Consider the following 15,523-nt stretch of genomic DNA (forward strand, 5'->3'; position numbering starts at 1 on the left):
TCACTTCTGATTCTATTCCTACCTCAAGACACAAGCCGGCGTTGCCGGCGATGGGGTGCGAGCAGCCCTGGCCAACCGCAAAAAGGAACGCCCATGAACGAAGTGCTCTGGCGCCCGAGCAAGGCGCGTATTCAGGCCAGTCGGATGGATGCCTTTCGCCGGCAGGTCAATCAGCAGTTTGGCCTTGCGCTCAGCAACTACGCCGACCTGCACCGCTGGAGCATCGAACAGCGTCCCGCGTTCTGGCAAACCCTTGCCGACTACTTCCAGGTGCGCTGGCAGCAGCCGGCCACCCAGGTGCTCGACGAAGGCCCGCAGATGCCCGATGCGCGCTGGTTCCCCGGCGCCACTCTGAACTTTGCCGAACACCTGCTGCGCCGTCGCGATACTCATCCGGCATTGATCGTCGTGCGTGAAGACGGTGAGCAACGGGTCATCAGCCATGCCGAGCTGGCCGCACAGGTGGCCGGCCTGCAACGCAGTTTCAAGGCTGCAGGCATCGGCGTTGGCGACCGGGTTGCCGCCTGCATGCCGAACACCTGGCAAACCCTGGTGGCAATGCTGGCCTGCACCAGCCTTGGGGCGATCTGGTCGTGCTCGTCGCCCGAGTTCGGCACCCACGGCATCATCGACCGCTTCGGCCAGATCGAGCCAAAGCTGCTGATGATCTGCGCCGGTTACCAATACGCCGGCAAACAGATCGATCAAGTCGACAAGATCAACCAGGTACTGGCACAACTGCCGACCCTGCAACACCTGCTGGTGGTGCCCTACACCCGCGCGCACACCCGCACCGATGAGTTCAACAGTCAGGCCCGGGTCAGCCTCTGGGACGACTTCTACCAATCCGGCGGCGAACCCCAGTTCACCCCGCTACCGTTCAATCACCCGCTGTACATCCTCTATTCCAGCGGCACCACCGGCGTGCCCAAGTGCATTGTCCACAGCGCCGGCGGCGTGTTGCTGCAGCACCTCAAGGAGCACGGCCTGCACAACGACCTGGGCGATGATGACGTGCTGTTCTACTACACCACCTGCGGCTGGATGATGTGGAACTGGCTGGTCAGCGGCCTGGCCGTGGGGGCAACCCTGGTGCTGTACGACGGCTCGCCTTTTCATCCGGGCCCCGAACGCCTGCTCGACCTGATCGACAGCGAGCGCATCAGCGCATTCGGCACCAGCGCCAAGTACCTGGCGGCCCTGGAACAAGCCGGCCTGCAGCCACGCCTGAGTCATCGCCTGGACTCGCTGAAGTTGCTGCTGTCGACCGGCTCGCCGTTGTCGCCGGAAAGCTACGACTACGTCTACCGCGAATTCAAGCGCGACCTGTGCCTGGCGTCGATGTCGGGCGGTACCGATATTGTCTCTTGCTTCGTTATCGGCAACCCGCTGTTGCCGGTGCGCCGCGGCCAGATCCAGTGCAAGAGCCTGGGCATGGCGGTTGAGGTCTGGGATGACGCGGGTCATGCGCTGATTGGTGAAAAAGGCGAACTGGTCTGCACCCGGCACTTCCCGGCCATCCCCCTGGGTTTCTGGAATGACCCGCAAGGCGAACGCTTCCATGCCGCTTACTTCAGCCAGTTCCCCGGGGTCTGGGCCCAGGGCGATTATGCCGAGGAGCTGGCCGATGGCGGCATGTTGATCCATGGCCGCTCGGACGCGGTGTTGAATCCAGGCGGCGTGCGCATCGGCACGGCGGAAATCTACCGCCAGGTCGAGAAGATCCATGAGGTGGTCGAAAGCGTCGCCATCGGCCAGCGCTGGCATAACGATGTGCGCGTGGTACTGTTCGTGCGCCTGCGCGACGGCCTGCAACTGGATGACGCCTTGCAGGCACGCATCCGTCAGGTGATTCGCAGCAACACCACGCCGCGCCATGTGCCGGCAGTGATCGCGGCCGTGACGGACATCCCCCGTACTATCAGCGGCAAGATCGTTGAACTGGCGATACGCAACGTGGTGCACGGCGAGCCGGTGAAGAACACCGATGCCCTGGCCAACCCCGAGGCCCTGGGGCAATTTCGTGACCGCGAAGAATTGCGCGATCAGGCATAATGCGCGGTTTTTACCCTTTGCGAAGGTAGGTTGAGATGAAAGCACAGGCCCGGCATATTCTGGTCAAGACCGCTGAAGAGGCCGAACAGCTCAAGCAACGCATCGCCAAGGGCGAGGCATTCGATGTGCTGGCCAAGAAGTACTCCACGTGCCCGTCAGGCAAGCGCGGCGGCGACCTGGGCGAAGTGCGGCCGGGGCAGATGGTCGGCGCCATCGACCAGGTCATTTTCAAGAAACCGCTGCGTACCGTGCACGGCCCGATCAAGAGCAAGTTCGGCTATCACCTGGTGCAGGTGTTCTACCGCGATTAAAGGCTGTCGCGGCGCCGCTGCGAGCGTTGATTACGCTGATCTTCAAGGTCATTACGCAGGCCGACGATCAGGTTGGAAATCGCCCGGCTGCTGGTCAGTTGCTCGGCACTGATGCCGGTGACCAACAGGTCGACCCGCTCGCAGCTGCGGTCGAACACCCGCACGGTCAGTGAACGGTCGGCGGCCAGGGTGCACTGGCAGCGGGTGGGTAAAAAACTGCTTTCTATGATGTTGCGCAACTCCAGGGTCGAGAGCATCGGTACGTCTCCTTGGCAGGTGGCGGACAGCGGTTCCGTGTTGCCCGGTCCAGCTGCAAGACTAGGTCATATTTCCCAATCGAATCAGACCCTTTCACTATAAGCACCTAGGGCTTTTGCCGGCTGCGGGGCAGTAGCGGCCATTCGCCACCTAGCATTTTTGCCAGTTGTCGATATTTCTGTTTGCTCTATACATCAACGCAGACCCCGTCCAGCGCTCACAGGGAAGCTGGATCTGCAGTGGTCAGCGCCCTGTATGGAAATGGAGCCTGCCTGATGCGAGCCTCGCTTATCGTGGTACTTAGCGCCCTGCCTTTGACTGCCTTGGCACAAAACCTTGTTGTCGGCCAAGGCCAGACTCTAGGCGCCCAGATCCAGACATCGGGAATCGATGACTTTCGCATGACCGGCGGGACTATCCAGTCGCTGGCTCAAGGCGACGGTCTTGATACCTTTTTCATGTCTCAGGGATGGATCATCAATTTCTTCGAAGACGGTGACTTTGCAATCTTCACGGGCGGACGTATTGGCCGCGTCAACATGAAGCTGGATAACAACACCTTCGACATGTCCGGCGGCACCATCGACGGTAACCTGGTCACTGGCTTTGGCAACGACACCATCATTCTTAGCGGCGGCACCATCGGCGGCAACATCAGCACCAGTGGCGGCACCGACACGTTCACCATCACCGGCGGCGAGCTGCTGGGCAACCTGCTGGCCAGTGTCGGCAACGACGTGCTTACCTGGCAAGGTGGCGGGGTTATACATGGCACGGTGGACATGGGCGGTGATAACGACCAGGCCACGTTGAGCGGCCTGGAGGCCAGCGTCCTGAACATCACGGTCAACGGTGGCGCCGGCCAGGACACCCTGACCTTCGACAACAGCAAGCCTGTCGGTGGCGCCCTCTATACCAACTGGGAAACGTTCAACCTCAACAACGGCAGTGCCTTCACCCTCAATGACACCCTGGCCCTTGGCGACGCCGCCAGTGCTAGCGGCGTGGTGAACATCGATGCCAGCAGCAGCCTGGTATCGCAAACGGGTGTTATCAGCCCGTTCACCAACGGACAGCCTGTCACCGTGACCAACGCCGGGCTGATCGACCTCAGCAGTGGCGGCAATGCCCAAGGCAGCCTGACTATCAACGGCAACTACACCGGCAACGGCGGCACGCTTGCACTCAACACGGTGCTGGCCGGCGATGACGCGCCTTCCGATCACCTGGTGGTAAACGGTGGGCTGATTTCCGGCTCGACCAATCTGCTGATCAATAACTTTGGAGGTACCGGGGCCGCCACTAACGTCAACGGTATTCCCGTGGTGATCGCCGCCAATGGCGCTACCAGTACCAATGGAGCATTTGTTCAGACCCAGGTACTGTCAGCTGGTGCCTTCGATTATCGCCTGGTCAAGGGCGGCTCCACTGCCGGTAGTGAGCAGAGCTGGTTTCTGGTCTCGAGTATCACCGCCCCGCCCGCGCCGCCGGTGGATCAACCTCCTCCGGTCGACCAGCCGCCACCGGTAGTGCCACCGGCAGTTACCCCGCCGGTATTGGCTCCCGCACCCAATCAACCCGTCCTGTCCATTCCTCCGGCTGGCCAGAGCCTGGTGATCTACCGCCCGGCAGTACCGGTATATGCTGTCGCGCCGCGGGCCGCCGCGCTGGTATCGCGATTCAACCTGGGCACCTTCCACCAGCGCCACGGCGACCAGACGTCGCTCCGGGAGCAAGGTGCTTTCTCAGCCAGTTGGGGCCAGGCATATGGCTATAACTTTCACCAGCGCTGGTCCGGCACGGTAAGCCCGAGCCTGGATGGCAATCTCTACGGCTTCAAGGTCGGGCAGGACCTCTACGCGCAGGTCAGCGAAAGCGGCTACCGCCAGCATATCGGCTTTTACGTCAGCCACAGCCGCCTGGACGGCGACGTCAAGGGCTATGCCCAGGGCATCCAGGACCGCTCGGTTGGCGACCTGAAGCTGGACGGCGACAGTGTCGGTGCCTACTGGACCCTGATCGCTCCCCTGCAGTGGTATGTTGATGCAGTGGTGCAATACACCGACCTTGATGGCCGCGCCCGCACCGATCGAGGCGATAAGCTCGACCTGGACGGCGATGCCTGGACCGGCTCGCTCGAATTCGGCTACCCCTTCCTGCTGTCGACGGCCTGGACACTGGAGCCCCAGGCACAGTTGATTGCCCAGAAAGTGTCACTCAAAGGCCAACGTGATCAGGTATCCAAGGTTGACTTTGACAGTGATACCGAGCTGACCGGTCGCCTCGGGCTGCGCCTGGAGGGTGACTTCAAGGCGCAAACCGCAGACTGGCGTCCTTTCCTGCAAGCCAACATCTGGCACGTTGACGGTGGCCAGGACACTGTGACCTTTGATGATAGCGACAAGATCGAGACCGATTTCAAAGGCACTTCACTGGAAATCGAAGCTGGTCTCGTCGCCCAACTGACCAGTAATTTCGCGGTTCAGTTCAGCCTCAACCATCGTCGCAACCTCGATAGCTCGCAACTGGAAGGCACTGGCGCTAACGCCGGTGTGCGCTTCAGTTTCTAAGCCCGCCGCGCTGCCAGCAAGCCGATCCCGGCGCAGCTGAGCAGCGTGGCACTGACCCGATTGAACAGCCGCCGCGGCCCGGGCTGGTTGAACCAGCGCTGCAGGTAGGCGCCCAGCCAGGCGTAGATGGCGATGGCCAGCCACTCCAGCAGCAGGAACATACCGCCCAGCCAGGTGAACTGTTCGGCCACCGGCAGCGGGCTGCCGACGCTGATGAACTGCGGCAAAAAGGCAGTGAAGATCAGAATCGCCTTGGGGTTGCCGGCCGCCACCCAGAACTCCTGGCGCGCCAGGCGCAACGTACCGCGGCGGCGTTCGCTGACCAGCGCCGCCTCGCCCACAGGTGCCCGCCATAACTGCCAGGCGATGTAGAACAGGTACGCAGCGCCCAGCACCTTGATGGCCAGGAACAGGTACTCGCTGGTATGCAGCACCACCGCCAGGCCCATGGCCGCCAGCACGATCATCCCGGCAAAGGCGAACAACCGGCCAATCCCCGCCACACAGGCCGTTCGCAGGCCATACCGGCTGGCATTGTTCAGCGACAACAGGTTGTTCGGCCCAGGGGCCATGTTCAGGGCAAAGCAGGCCGGGATGAACAGGGCCAGGGTGGTCAGGTCCATGGGGGCGCTCCGGTGGCAAAGAACACAAGGTTCCGCTCGCCGCTGTACCCGCGTCAAGGTACAGCTGGACGGCAAAACTGTGCAGCCCCTGGCGGGCCATGCAGTGATAGACTTCTGGCCACGTTTTCATCGGCTCCTGCACATGCCCCAGCCAACTGACGCCGCCCGTACAGCGTTCTGGCGCGACCCGGCCTTGCCCTATATCGAAAGCCGCCGCGCCTGCGACAGCCGTGCCTGCTACAAGGCGCACAGTCATCCAACGTTCTCCATTGGCGCGGTCGATCAGGGCAGCAGTGTGTTTAGCGGCGCGAACAAAGCGCAAACACGCCTTCACCCTGGCACGCTGGTGTTCGTTCCGGCGCACTGCGTGCATGCCTGCAACCCCGAACCCGGGCTGAGCTGGAGTTACCAGATGATCCATCTGGACGCCGCCTGGCTGCAGACCTTGCGCCTGGAGTCGGCACTGGCGGCGCAGGTAGAGGGAACGCCGGCGCACGTCACGTGCAACCGGTCGACCTACGCCCGTTTTACCCGGCTCAACGATCTGTTGTTCTCTGCGGCCAGTGCCCATGAGAAAGAAGCCGCTTTGATCGCGTTCATTGGCGATCACTACAGCCCGCCAACCCAGATCTTGTCGCCGCCACCGCAACGCCTTGAGCACAACCTTGAAGCGTTGCTCCAACGGCTTGCCCAGGAAGACGCCCGCAGCGTGTCGCTGGGCGAACTGGCGGACAGCGTCGGCATGGGCCGATACCAACTGATCCGGGCGTTCCGTGCCGCGACCGGCCTTACCCCTCATGCCTGGCAATTGAACCTGCGCATCAACCGCGCGCGCCAGTGGTTGCGCAAGGGCCAGGACATGGCTGACATCGCCTATCGCCTGGGCTTTGCCGACCAGAGCCACTTCCAGCGCGTGTTCAAGGCCCACACCGGTGTAACACCTGGGCTGTACCGCGGCTGAACACGCAATTTCGTTCAATACAGGCCCCTCGCACGGCACCGACAATCAGCCCCCCTCTCGCTGAAGAAGTCCGTCATTCATGGAGCAGTTTCTGATCGTGGCGGCAGCGCATTTTCTTGCCCTGCTGTCCCCCGGCCCTGATTTTTTCCTGGTTGCGCGCACCTCGATGAGCGCCGGCTGGCTAAAGGCGACCGGCGCCTGCCTGGGTATCGCCCTGGCCAACGGCGTGTTCATTCTTGCCGCTTTCAGCGGAGTCTCGGCGCTGCGCCCGGACAGTGCGCTGTTCGTCGCCATCCAGCTGGCCGGTTGCGCCTACCTGCTGTACATCGGCGTGTTGTTCATTCGCCATGCCGGCAGCACCTCGCTGATTCAGGTAACCGCAGCGAATGACGGGCTGGCGAGCCCCTGGATTCAGGGTTTGCTGATGGGCTTTGTGTCCGGCATTCTCAACCCGAAAAACGCCCTGTTCTATGTCAGCCTGGCAAGCATGGTCAGTGGCAGCCACACCAGCCTGGGCTGGAAGCTGGTCTACGGCCTGTGGATGTTCAGCGCCGTGCTGCTGTGGGATGTTCTGGTCGCCGCAGCCATCGGCAACCTGCGAGTACGCCGGCGCTTTTCCCGGGCACTGCCGTGGCTTGAGCGGGTGTCCGGCGCCGTGCTGATCTTATTGGCACTGGCAGTGATCATTCACCTGGGCTGGCGCTGAGCGCGGTCAGGCTGGCCAGGTCCAGCAGGCTGAACTGGCCGCTGGCCCAGCCACCGGTATCGATATGCCATATATTGCCCAGCACCTTTACTTGCCGCTGGGGGGTATGGCCGACAATCAATGCGCGCAGCCCGTCGATGGGCGTGTCATCGCCGGCATACAGGCGCTTGCGCGACCATTGGCAGACCTCCTGGACCTCGCTCGGCGGGGTGCTCGCCAGTTGCTCACGCAAGTCGGCCCAACGGCGGTAAGGGCTATCGGCATGCAGCAGGCCGATCAGCCCCCCTGCGGTTTCGACCTCGATTGCCAGTGGCATGCGCCGAAAGCGTTCGGCAAAGCGCACCTGTTCAGCCTCGCTCAGGGCCAGGAACCAGCCGCCGCCCGCAGCGCGGTACTGGCTGTAATCAAGCAGGCCGCCATCAACGTGGGTGATCGCCAGCGCCTCGTGATTGCCTTGCACGGCGTGGAACCAGGGTTGCGCCAGCCACTGCAGCGCCTGCGGGCACTCTGGCCCGCGGTCGACCAGGTCGCCAACGCTGAACAGGCGGTCCACCGCCGGATCGAAACCGATCGCCGTCAGCCGTTCCTGCAGGCGCGAGAAATACCCGTGGATGTCACCCACGGCGATGTCCCTGCCGCGCCGATTGGCGGTGAATCGCTCGATCCTGCGCACTACCCACTCCTCTGCTTTCAATCGCCACAGGCGTACAATGAAGCCTGTGCAGCGAACTGCGCAAGGCTGCACCTGGAGGTGAATCATGCGCCCTGCCCTGACCTTGGCCACATTGAGCCTGGTGGCCTTCAACAGCCTGGCGCAAACCGCAGCCACGCCCAACGTCGAAGTCACCTTCGACAAACCCGAACACTTTCGCGACGCCAGCCTGGACAGCAACGGCTACCAGCGCGGCGCCGATGCTTACGTCATGAAGGAGCTGAGCGCCTACCTGGTCAAACTGGGCCAACGCTACCTGCCCGCGGGCCAGACCCTGCGCATCGACATCCGCGACATCGACCTGGCCGGGCACTACGAGCCTTGGCGCAGCAATGCCTACTCGGTACGGATCCTGCGCGACGTCACCTGGCCCAGTATCGACCTGCACTACACCCTGTCGCAACCCGGCCAGGTGCTCAGCCAGGCCGACACGCACCTGAGCGACAAGTTCTACCTGCAGCGCCCGGGCCGGCGCGCCGACACCGACCGCCTGTATGCCGAGAAGGCCATGCTCCAGGAGTGGTTTCGCAAGCAGTTCAGCGTGCAGCAACAGACCTCGGGTTTTTAGCCAACTCCAGTAGGTCTGTGTATACCGAACCTGTGGGAGCGGGACTTGCCCGCGATCGATCGCGCAGCGGTCGTAGTTCAGGCAACACAGAATGTACAGGCTGCAACAGCCTCAGGCACAGCTGTCATGCTCGCCAATTTCCGGCCGTCCGATGATGACTGCAAGCACGGATACTTATGCACAAAACCACCCGCCCCCGGGATAGCCACACCCTGAGCCTCCTCGCCCTTGCCTTCGCCGCGCTGACTATGGATGACGCTGTTGGTCACCAGAGAGTAGCGCCGAACCTGCCCGTGCCCAAGCGGTCCAATCCTAAGAGCCTGTTGTCAAGCAACAGTGCCGAGGAGGATACCAATGGTCACCCACTACAAGACCGCCGGCCACCTTGCTTGCGGTCACCACGGCAAGAACCTGGTCACGACCACCGAACTCAATCGGGTCAAATGCCGCAGCTGTCGCAACACCGAGGTGTTCAAGACTGCCCGCAAGGACCAGCGCAATGCCGCTCGGCGCAGCGCACGCAAGGCCAGAACTCAACACACCGGCACTGACTGGCGCAGCGCCTGGGTCGAGCGCCTGAGCGCCCTGCCCGGCCGGCAGCGTTTGCCACGCGGGTTCGCCGGCCAAGGCTTCGTCTGAGGCAAGCCTTTACCTGGCGCGGATCAAGCGCTTGAGGGCGATGGGCGCGATAAATCGGTGAAACGGCGCGACCGGCAGCATGTACAACCGGCCGAGACGATTGTGGGTGTGCACCACGGTGGACACCACGATCTCGCGGCGGTTGTCGGCGTTCAAGGGTAGCCGCAGCAACGAGATGTAGACGTCCAGGTGCTTGTCGCGGTCGACCAGCAGCACTTCATCCGGGCTATTGCTGATCAGGGTGAAAATCCCGACGCGCTCATTGACCTGGTAAGACGCCTCGTCGCGCTGAAGGTCGACTCTCGACAAACGCCCCAGGTCTTTCAGGCCGCACAGTCGAACCAGGCGATTGCGCAGCACCATAAGGTTGTCGATCCAGCGCGGCATGCTGCTCATCAACGTCAGAAAATGCCCCAGCGCCGAGCGTTCGATATTGCCGACTGCGGCTCGGTGGGCGTCAACGAAGTCGGCGCCGGGCAGTTGCCGGTGGATCTGCGAGTTGGCAGGTACAGCACAGACATTGATCGGTTGGTTCATCTGCAAGTGCCCTTACTGGCAGTTTCGCATTCCCAGGTTCTCGCTGAAACGCAACAGGTAGCCATCCGGGTCCTGGATGAGGAAGTTGCGCTGACCGTTCAGGCGGTCGTTACTGCGGTACCAATGCGCCTCGACCGCCCGGCGCAAGGGGTACCCCGCTGTTTCGAAGGCATCTGCCAGGTCCTGGGCGTTATCGCACAGGATCTGCAGATTGAGGCCTCGTCCGAACGGTTGTTCCAGCGGTTCCACGCGCCAAGGCGAATCGCTGTGCCAATCCTGCTCCAGCATCAGCTGACTTTGGCCAAACGACAGGAAGGCGAATTTGTCTTCAGGGCGCTGGTATTCCAGGGTGAAACCCGCGGTGCTGCAGTAGAACTGCAGGCTGCGCTGCAGGTCGCTTACGATCAGTTCGGGCACCAGGGCGTTCATCGTGAACATCGGGATCTCCATGGCAGGTTCAGGGGCCAAGCTGCGCGAGTCTACAACAGCGCGGTATCAGTATCACCCCTCCTTCTTCCTTGCTTGCGATCGGCTTCAGCCCGTTTCGGCGGGCTCTCTGTTGCAGTGGCATTCACAATCCTTTCACAAGCCAGGGTGCATAGTCTTGCCACTCCTCGTGACACCTTTGGCCCGCCTTCCTCTGCGGGCTTTTCTTTGCCAGGATGATGGGCTAAGTGCCCTGCCTTGAACGCTCGACAGCACGGGCAAGGAAGAACTGACGGGAGATCTCAGTCGGTTGCGCGACACCGGACACCCCAAAGCACTCCAAAAGCGATATTCGGCAACATCATGATCGCGAACATGCCCCAAAACCTCGTTTCAGCACACTGGGCTGGTGCACTACTCAAAGGAGATGAAATGGCATGAAAGATCAATCTGGCCCTATCCCACTTGTTATCCTTGACGTCCAAGATGCCATTGATCGGCCGAACTGGGATGGCAAAAATAATCCTGACTATTTGCTGGTCATCCTACGCCTTCTCAATCACTGGCGATTGATCGGTTGGCCGGTTCTTCACGTGAAGCACGATGAGCAGACTCCTACATCCAGCTATTACGTCCATGGCCCATGGAATGGCATTAAGAAGGACGTCGCCCCTATAAAGGGAGAAACCATCATCACCAAACAGGAAAACTGCGCTTTCATTGGCACCGAACTAGACGCCATTCTTAAACGGATGCAGGTTACGCGATTGGTGCTGACGGGTGTTGTCATTCACAACAGCATGGATGCCACAGTCCGTGCGGGAAAAGCACTCGGATACAGCATCATCCTTCCCTCAGACGCCACGACAGCTGTGCCCGTCATTGGGGTGCATGGAAAGTCATGGGACGCCATAACTGTCCATGAATTGACCTTGGCTATATTGGGTGATGAGTATGCCGATGTCATGTCATCGGATGAAGTGGTCGCTCAGTTCACCCTATGAAGTTATCTGCCGCCATGCACGGCGTGGGTTGACTATTCTCTGCGACTTCTCTTCCACCCTGAATAGGTCATGGCGACACCAATAACCAGAAGAGAAATCACGGGAATATCAATTCTCTTCGACCTCAGGAAAAAGTTTATGGCCATCCCTGTCCCGGCCAGCAAAAGCAGAAGACCAGATACAAATGAGGAGCGATTAAAAGCCTTGTCCATAGCGAACTTCTCCTAAAACGTTACGCATTGATTGGGGCTGATCGCTTGACGCGCAGGGCCTTTAATCCAAGCGTTGGTATAGAGCCAATGTGCCGGGCGAACGAGTAAAAATTAACCGAGGCTTTGCCCGGAATCTTTAGGACAAGCCTGAAAAATTCAAAAAGTACTTGTCTTGCGATGAGCGACGGACAGCCGAACCACTTGCGTCCCCCTATCCATGGCAGCGGCGAGACTCCATTCCAGACCAAGGCAACCATCCGTGGCCATGAACTGGAGGGCAGTGTCAGGGCGGCCTGTGGGTGTCGGAGCGCGAGTGGCTGGGGCGTAGCCATGATCGCCACAATCGCCCCGCCGTGAAGTACGCGGCGGCCATGGCCACGTCCACTGGTCAGCCTGGGGCGTGTATTGCGCAAACAAGCGTCTACTAGTGGTCATGCCCCCTGGCTCTACAAACAAGAAGCCAATCGAGGTGTGCCACCCATGAGACGCATCCAGAAGATCACCCAGCAGCGCCGTCGGCAACTGCATGTTCACTTGCCGCCAAGCGGATTAAAGGAGGCGTCACATGGCGATGGACCAGGCCGAGCGCGACCGGCGCAGGCGCGAGAAGTCCGCGAAGCTGCAGGAAGAAGACCTGCGCTTGAAGGTTCGACCAGGGACTAAGCAGGCCCTAGAATGGGTCTGGCTGATATCCGGCCAGATTTTCATTCAGAGACGAAGCTATCTCCTTCGCCTTTTCAACGATGAATTTGACGCGAGTCTTGTAGGCCATTCTCGCTCCTTGACCCGGCCCCATGCCGATCCCCCGTAATACCCCATCCCAAACCACATTGCCACCATGCCGCATCCGGCCACGGAGGACGGCGCATGCATGGAGAAAGCCACGAGCTGTTACAACTGCGACTACGTTCGCCGCCACTACAATGTGTCGGCCGAGATCGAGCGCCGCGCAATTGCCAACGGCGAGCCTGGAGTGGTCATACGGCGAAATGGCCGAGAAGCTACCGCTGAAGGAATGGAAAGTCATCCCGCCCTGGTGCGACTGGTTCAACGTCGAACACTGGGTTGGCGACGACCACCACTGGGTGCAACAGGTATGGGGCGCGACGCGCTCGCAGGCGAAGTACCCGGCCTACCAAGAGTTGCAGGACAAGCAAGGCGATGTGTTACTTCAAAGCACGGCTTGCCTGCCCCTCGTCTGCTACCCGCCAGCACACTGGTATATCAGTCCTGATCTGTCAGCTCGCACACTCCATTCGCACCACCCTTGCCGGTGTACGACACATCGGGCGAGCCATCGGGCTTGATGGTCAGCGAGATAGTTACCCCGCTGCCTTTGGCCTCGAAATAGTTGTCGTTGAATTTTTTCAGCTTCGCCTCTTTGCCATTGATGTAGATCGGGCCGCCTTCATCGGCGTGCACCTCAATGTTTCCTGGGCAAGTTGCATTCACCAGTGGGATGTCCGCATTGGCAATGCCGGCGACGGAAACCAGCAAAGCGCCCAACAGTAGCTGCTTCATCGAATCACCTGCTGCTTAACGACCAGGGACAGTCACCTGACGTAAAAGATGAATATTGATATCAATCTTCGTTATCCAAGGCAGTTGCTTATTCACCGCTCGCATCGCCAGATAGGTCCTCGTTCTGTCCTTATCGAGCCGCCACTCTCCTCTCAGGATCTGTTGGACTAAGAACCTCGGAACTCCGTAGTAGCCACACGCGGGGCAATCAACTTCGACAAATACAGCAGCTGTAGACAGTGCCCTCGCCTTCTCACCGCAGATTAAGCATTCCATGCTTCACCCGTTGTTTGTGCCAAAAAATCTCAATTTTAGTCGCTTCTCAGCGAGGTATCCCCATGCCCACAGAAAACCGATCCAGCAACACCGAGCAGATGGTCAGCGTGCCGTGTGAGCAACTGACCGAGTGGCGGGTCGCTCCTTCCCAGAGTTGGCCCAGGCCATCCGCGCATTACCGCTGCCGCAGTAGCTTTTGATGCAAAGAGTACATTTGTACTCCGCCCGCTTTAACCCCTCTCCCCTGTATTGAACAGCCGTGATATGGCGGCAAGGACGAAGTCATGTCTGAAGAAAAAGTGGTGATGTACGAATCCCCTGAAGCCACCAGCATCCGGACCGTGACAGGTTGGGTCGATCCTTCCGGCCGATTCTGGGGTAACGATGAACACGCCGAAGCATCCGGCGCATTATCGTCGATGGCCAGCCAGAAGACCGGACCAAGACAAAGCACCACCGGGTTTATCCTGCTCAATGAGCGCGCGCTCCACACCCTGCGCCCGGCCGATCTGCGTCGGATTGCTTCGAAGTCCGCGACTTCCACCAGCCCATTTGTGTTCCAACCGGGCAAAGGCGGGATGTGGATCAGAGAGCCAAGTGTTACAATCAAGCACTTCAAGCTCGCGCTCAAGGCGCTGGGCATCCGTGAACGTCGGCAGTACGACACGCGCCACACCTACGCAACCATGTGCCTGATGGCTGGGATGAACCCCGCGTTCATCGCGAACCAGCTCGGCCATAGCGTCGAGATGTTGCTCTCTACTTACGCAAAATGGATCAGCTCCTCCTCGGATTGGAGGGAGCTGGAGAAGCTGCCGGCTAGCGTCTGATCGGCCCAGAATTGGCCCCGATCAGGCGACGGCACCTAAACACACCTCTGGAACCCCCGCAGGATAAGCACTTGATTTCTACCGCTAACATCACCATGCGCTATAAAACAGGTGTTAGCGGGTTCCGGTGAGTAGGTTTTACTGGGCCAAACCCCTCTCGCCTACCCACTGAAACACACCTGCTGGTCCGTGAATTGGTCCGGCAGGATATTCCCCTATCTCATGCCGTTTCGGCATATCATGGCGTCCTGCCAATCGAACATCTATATCCTACCTGTCCACCATCAGATCCCTGAAGCTTTGGGGGCTGGCCGCGGGAAGACTGCCGTGAATGTGGTCCCCTGCTCCGCATTGGAGCTAACGGTGATCTCACCCTGATGAGCCTTCACAATCTCCCGAACGATAAATAACCCAAGGCCAACACTGCGCAATTCTGCGTTGTCATGGCTACCGCGAATCATGGGCTCAAATAGATTTTCCAGCAGCGCAGCAGGGATCGGAGTTCCAAAGTTGTGCACGGAAATGGCCGCGATGTCATCCTTAATATGGGTTGACACCGTGACAGTAGAGCCCTCTGTTCCATAGGCGATTGCGTTGGCTGTAAGGTTGCCGATCATCTGATACAGCCGATCACTGTCTGCAAAGAAATCCCCCTGACCGCTGTGAACATGGACCAGATCGCTCTTGGGAAACGAAAGCCGGATTTCCTTAAGGCAGTCCGCAACAACTTCGTGGAAATTTAGCGGCGCACACGCCACAGAGATCCCGCGCCCCACCTGTACGAGCGTAAAATCTAGCAGGTCAGCTACAAGCCGTTGAGCCCGCTCGACAGAGTGGCTGATATGTCCAAGCATCTGAATAGACTTGGCATCCCGATCACGACGCGACAACACTTCAGCCGCCATTCTTATTGCCGAAAGCGGATTGCGCAGGTCATGGCTGACGATTCCGATCATCTGCTCAGCGAAAAGCGCCCGATCTTCGGCAGCAGCATAAATGATACGCAGCTTGCCCTGCTCAGCCTCCTGGGACCTCTGAGCTTTCAGATTCTTGGCCAGATGGCCTTCCGCGAGCATTCGAGAATTGACTAAACCCCGCTCATACCTTCGTCGATCTTCGGCCCTAAAGAGCGTCAATTCATGAAAAACGCCGTTCGAATGCTCACAGCTTATAGCGCTGAGCATCATGGGGATTGAGTGACCGGCATGATGGACAAGATCGAATTTCACATTAGCTACTGACCCCTGAATCTGCATGAGTGAACTGGTCAACAGATTTTGGACACCGGTTTAGGTTCATGCCGCAACCTTGAGC

Annotated in this window: 17 protein-coding genes; 10 read left to right on the forward strand and 7 right to left on the reverse strand. The window is 59.9% G+C overall.

What is annotated here, in order from left to right:
• Positions 1-93 precede the first annotated feature (93 nt).
• Both ABM562_RS21150 and ABM562_RS21155 read left to right on the forward strand, forming a co-directional pair.
• Positions 94-2,055, forward strand: a complete 1,962-nt coding sequence (locus ABM562_RS21150; protein ID WP_115086723.1) for an acetoacetate--CoA ligase — start codon at positions 94-96, stop codon at positions 2,053-2,055.
• Between the two features lie 35 nt (positions 2,056-2,090).
• Entirely contained in the window at positions 2,091-2,366 is a 276-nt protein-coding gene (locus ABM562_RS21155) for a peptidylprolyl isomerase (protein ID WP_007932676.1), read from the forward strand.
• Here ABM562_RS21155 and ABM562_RS21160 read toward each other — a convergent pair.
• Positions 2,363-2,623 (reverse strand): DUF1652 domain-containing protein, encoded by a 261-nt coding sequence (locus ABM562_RS21160; protein WP_115086724.1) that lies wholly within the window; start codon positions 2,621-2,623, stop codon positions 2,363-2,365. The genes ABM562_RS21155 and ABM562_RS21160 overlap by 4 nt on opposite strands.
• A gap of 276 nt (positions 2,624-2,899) precedes the next feature.
• Between ABM562_RS21160 and ABM562_RS21165 the strand changes: the two genes are divergently transcribed.
• Positions 2,900-5,194: an autotransporter family protein gene (locus tag ABM562_RS21165; protein ID WP_460423230.1), complete on the forward strand. Its 2,295-nt coding sequence runs from the start codon at positions 2,900-2,902 to the stop codon at positions 5,192-5,194.
• Here the strand turns inward: ABM562_RS21165 and ABM562_RS21170 are convergent.
• Positions 5,191-5,817 carry a LysE family translocator gene (locus tag ABM562_RS21170; protein WP_115086726.1) on the reverse strand — a complete coding sequence of 209 codons (627 nt, stop codon included), beginning with the start codon at positions 5,815-5,817 and terminating at the stop codon, positions 5,191-5,193. The genes ABM562_RS21165 and ABM562_RS21170 overlap by 4 nt on opposite strands.
• Before the next feature lie 142 nt (positions 5,818-5,959).
• Here ABM562_RS21170 and ABM562_RS21175 point away from each other — a divergent pair, with 142 nt between their 5' ends.
• Positions 5,960-6,778, forward strand: coding sequence for an AraC family transcriptional regulator (locus ABM562_RS21175; protein WP_460423232.1), 819 nt, complete (start codon positions 5,960-5,962; stop codon positions 6,776-6,778).
• A gap of 79 nt (positions 6,779-6,857) precedes the next feature.
• On the forward strand, positions 6,858-7,484 hold the full coding sequence (locus ABM562_RS21180) for a LysE family translocator (protein WP_233674112.1): 627 nt from the start codon (positions 6,858-6,860) through the stop codon (positions 7,482-7,484).
• Here ABM562_RS21180 and ABM562_RS21185 read toward each other — a convergent pair.
• A complete protein-coding gene (locus tag ABM562_RS21185; RefSeq protein WP_346617803.1) occupies positions 7,462-8,157 on the reverse strand; it encodes a metallophosphoesterase in 696 nt (231 codons plus the stop codon). The genes ABM562_RS21180 and ABM562_RS21185 overlap by 23 nt on opposite strands.
• A gap of 85 nt (positions 8,158-8,242) precedes the next feature.
• Between ABM562_RS21185 and ABM562_RS21190 the strand changes: the two genes are divergently transcribed.
• Together ABM562_RS21190 and ABM562_RS21195 are read left to right on the forward strand one after the other, a co-directional pair.
• On the forward strand, positions 8,243-8,764 hold the full coding sequence (locus ABM562_RS21190; protein ID WP_460423235.1) for a DUF3016 domain-containing protein: 522 nt from the start codon (positions 8,243-8,245) through the stop codon (positions 8,762-8,764).
• A gap of 354 nt (positions 8,765-9,118) precedes the next feature.
• Positions 9,119-9,403 (forward strand): hypothetical protein, encoded by a 285-nt coding sequence (locus ABM562_RS21195; RefSeq protein WP_460423237.1) that lies wholly within the window; start codon positions 9,119-9,121, stop codon positions 9,401-9,403.
• A gap of 9 nt (positions 9,404-9,412) precedes the next feature.
• Here ABM562_RS21195 and ABM562_RS21200 read toward each other — a convergent pair whose 3' ends face one another.
• Both ABM562_RS21200 and ABM562_RS21205 read right to left on the reverse strand, forming a co-directional pair.
• Positions 9,413-9,940 carry a DUF2867 domain-containing protein gene (locus ABM562_RS21200; protein ID WP_460423239.1) on the reverse strand — a complete coding sequence of 176 codons (528 nt, stop codon included), beginning with the start codon at positions 9,938-9,940 and terminating at the stop codon, positions 9,413-9,415.
• A 12-nt stretch (positions 9,941-9,952) separates the two neighbouring features.
• Positions 9,953-10,378, reverse strand: a complete 426-nt coding sequence (locus tag ABM562_RS21205) for a bleomycin resistance protein (protein ID WP_115086733.1) — start codon at positions 10,376-10,378, stop codon at positions 9,953-9,955.
• 425 nt (positions 10,379-10,803) lie between these two features.
• Here ABM562_RS21205 and ABM562_RS21210 point away from each other — a divergent pair, with 425 nt between their 5' ends.
• Together ABM562_RS21210 and ABM562_RS21215 are read left to right on the forward strand one after the other, a co-directional pair.
• A complete protein-coding gene (locus ABM562_RS21210) occupies positions 10,804-11,370 on the forward strand; it encodes an isochorismatase family protein (protein WP_460423241.1) in 567 nt (188 codons plus the stop codon).
• Positions 11,371-12,147: 777 nt separating this feature from the next.
• Entirely contained in the window at positions 12,148-12,393 is a 246-nt protein-coding gene (locus ABM562_RS21215; RefSeq protein ID WP_233674114.1) for a hypothetical protein, read from the forward strand.
• Between the two features lie 413 nt (positions 12,394-12,806).
• Here the strand turns inward: ABM562_RS21215 and ABM562_RS21220 are convergent, their stop codons facing one another.
• Positions 12,807-13,103 carry a hypothetical protein gene (locus ABM562_RS21220; RefSeq protein WP_115086738.1) on the reverse strand — a complete coding sequence of 99 codons (297 nt, stop codon included), beginning with the start codon at positions 13,101-13,103 and terminating at the stop codon, positions 12,807-12,809.
• Between the two features lie 695 nt (positions 13,104-13,798).
• On the opposite strand from ABM562_RS21220, the gene ABM562_RS21225 reads away from it, so the two are divergent.
• Entirely contained in the window at positions 13,799-14,209 is a 411-nt protein-coding gene (locus ABM562_RS21225) for a site-specific integrase (RefSeq protein WP_460423245.1), read from the forward strand.
• A 284-nt stretch (positions 14,210-14,493) separates the two neighbouring features.
• Here ABM562_RS21225 and ABM562_RS21230 read toward each other — a convergent pair whose 3' ends face one another.
• A complete protein-coding gene (locus ABM562_RS21230) occupies positions 14,494-15,438 on the reverse strand; it encodes a sensor histidine kinase (protein WP_460423243.1) in 945 nt (314 codons plus the stop codon).
• Positions 15,439-15,523: the final 85 nt, after the last annotated feature.

This window comes from Pseudomonas sp. ZL2, assembly GCF_054788455.1.

What these genes read in the sequence shown, in the direction of transcription:
- ABM562_RS21150 (WP_115086723.1), top strand. Translation starts at nt 94, where the DNA reads ATGAACGAAGTGCTCTGGCGCCCGAGCAAGGCGCGTATTCAGGCCAGT.
- ABM562_RS21155 (WP_007932676.1), top strand. Translation starts at nt 2,091, where the DNA reads ATGAAAGCACAGGCCCGGCATATTCTGGTCAAGACCGCTGAAGAGGCC.
- ABM562_RS21160 (WP_115086724.1), bottom strand. Translation starts at nt 2,623, where the DNA reads ATGCTCTCGACCCTGGAGTTGCGCAACATCATAGAAAGCAGTTTTTTA.
- ABM562_RS21165 (WP_460423230.1), top strand. Translation starts at nt 2,900, where the DNA reads ATGCGAGCCTCGCTTATCGTGGTACTTAGCGCCCTGCCTTTGACTGCC.
- ABM562_RS21170 (WP_115086726.1), bottom strand. Translation starts at nt 5,817, where the DNA reads ATGGACCTGACCACCCTGGCCCTGTTCATCCCGGCCTGCTTTGCCCTG.
- ABM562_RS21175 (WP_460423232.1), top strand. Translation starts at nt 5,960, where the DNA reads ATGCCCCAGCCAACTGACGCCGCCCGTACAGCGTTCTGGCGCGACCCG.
- ABM562_RS21180 (WP_233674112.1), top strand. Translation starts at nt 6,858, where the DNA reads ATGGAGCAGTTTCTGATCGTGGCGGCAGCGCATTTTCTTGCCCTGCTG.
- ABM562_RS21190 (WP_460423235.1), top strand. Translation starts at nt 8,243, where the DNA reads ATGCGCCCTGCCCTGACCTTGGCCACATTGAGCCTGGTGGCCTTCAAC.
- ABM562_RS21195 (WP_460423237.1), top strand. Translation starts at nt 9,119, where the DNA reads ATGGTCACCCACTACAAGACCGCCGGCCACCTTGCTTGCGGTCACCAC.
- ABM562_RS21200 (WP_460423239.1), bottom strand. Translation starts at nt 9,940, where the DNA reads ATGAACCAACCGATCAATGTCTGTGCTGTACCTGCCAACTCGCAGATC.
- ABM562_RS21205 (WP_115086733.1), bottom strand. Translation starts at nt 10,378, where the DNA reads ATGTTCACGATGAACGCCCTGGTGCCCGAACTGATCGTAAGCGACCTG.
- ABM562_RS21210 (WP_460423241.1), top strand. Translation starts at nt 10,804, where the DNA reads ATGAAAGATCAATCTGGCCCTATCCCACTTGTTATCCTTGACGTCCAA.
- ABM562_RS21215 (WP_233674114.1), top strand. Translation starts at nt 12,148, where the DNA reads ATGGCGATGGACCAGGCCGAGCGCGACCGGCGCAGGCGCGAGAAGTCC.
- ABM562_RS21220 (WP_115086738.1), bottom strand. Translation starts at nt 13,103, where the DNA reads ATGAAGCAGCTACTGTTGGGCGCTTTGCTGGTTTCCGTCGCCGGCATT.
- ABM562_RS21225 (WP_460423245.1), top strand. Translation starts at nt 13,799, where the DNA reads ATGGCCAGCCAGAAGACCGGACCAAGACAAAGCACCACCGGGTTTATC.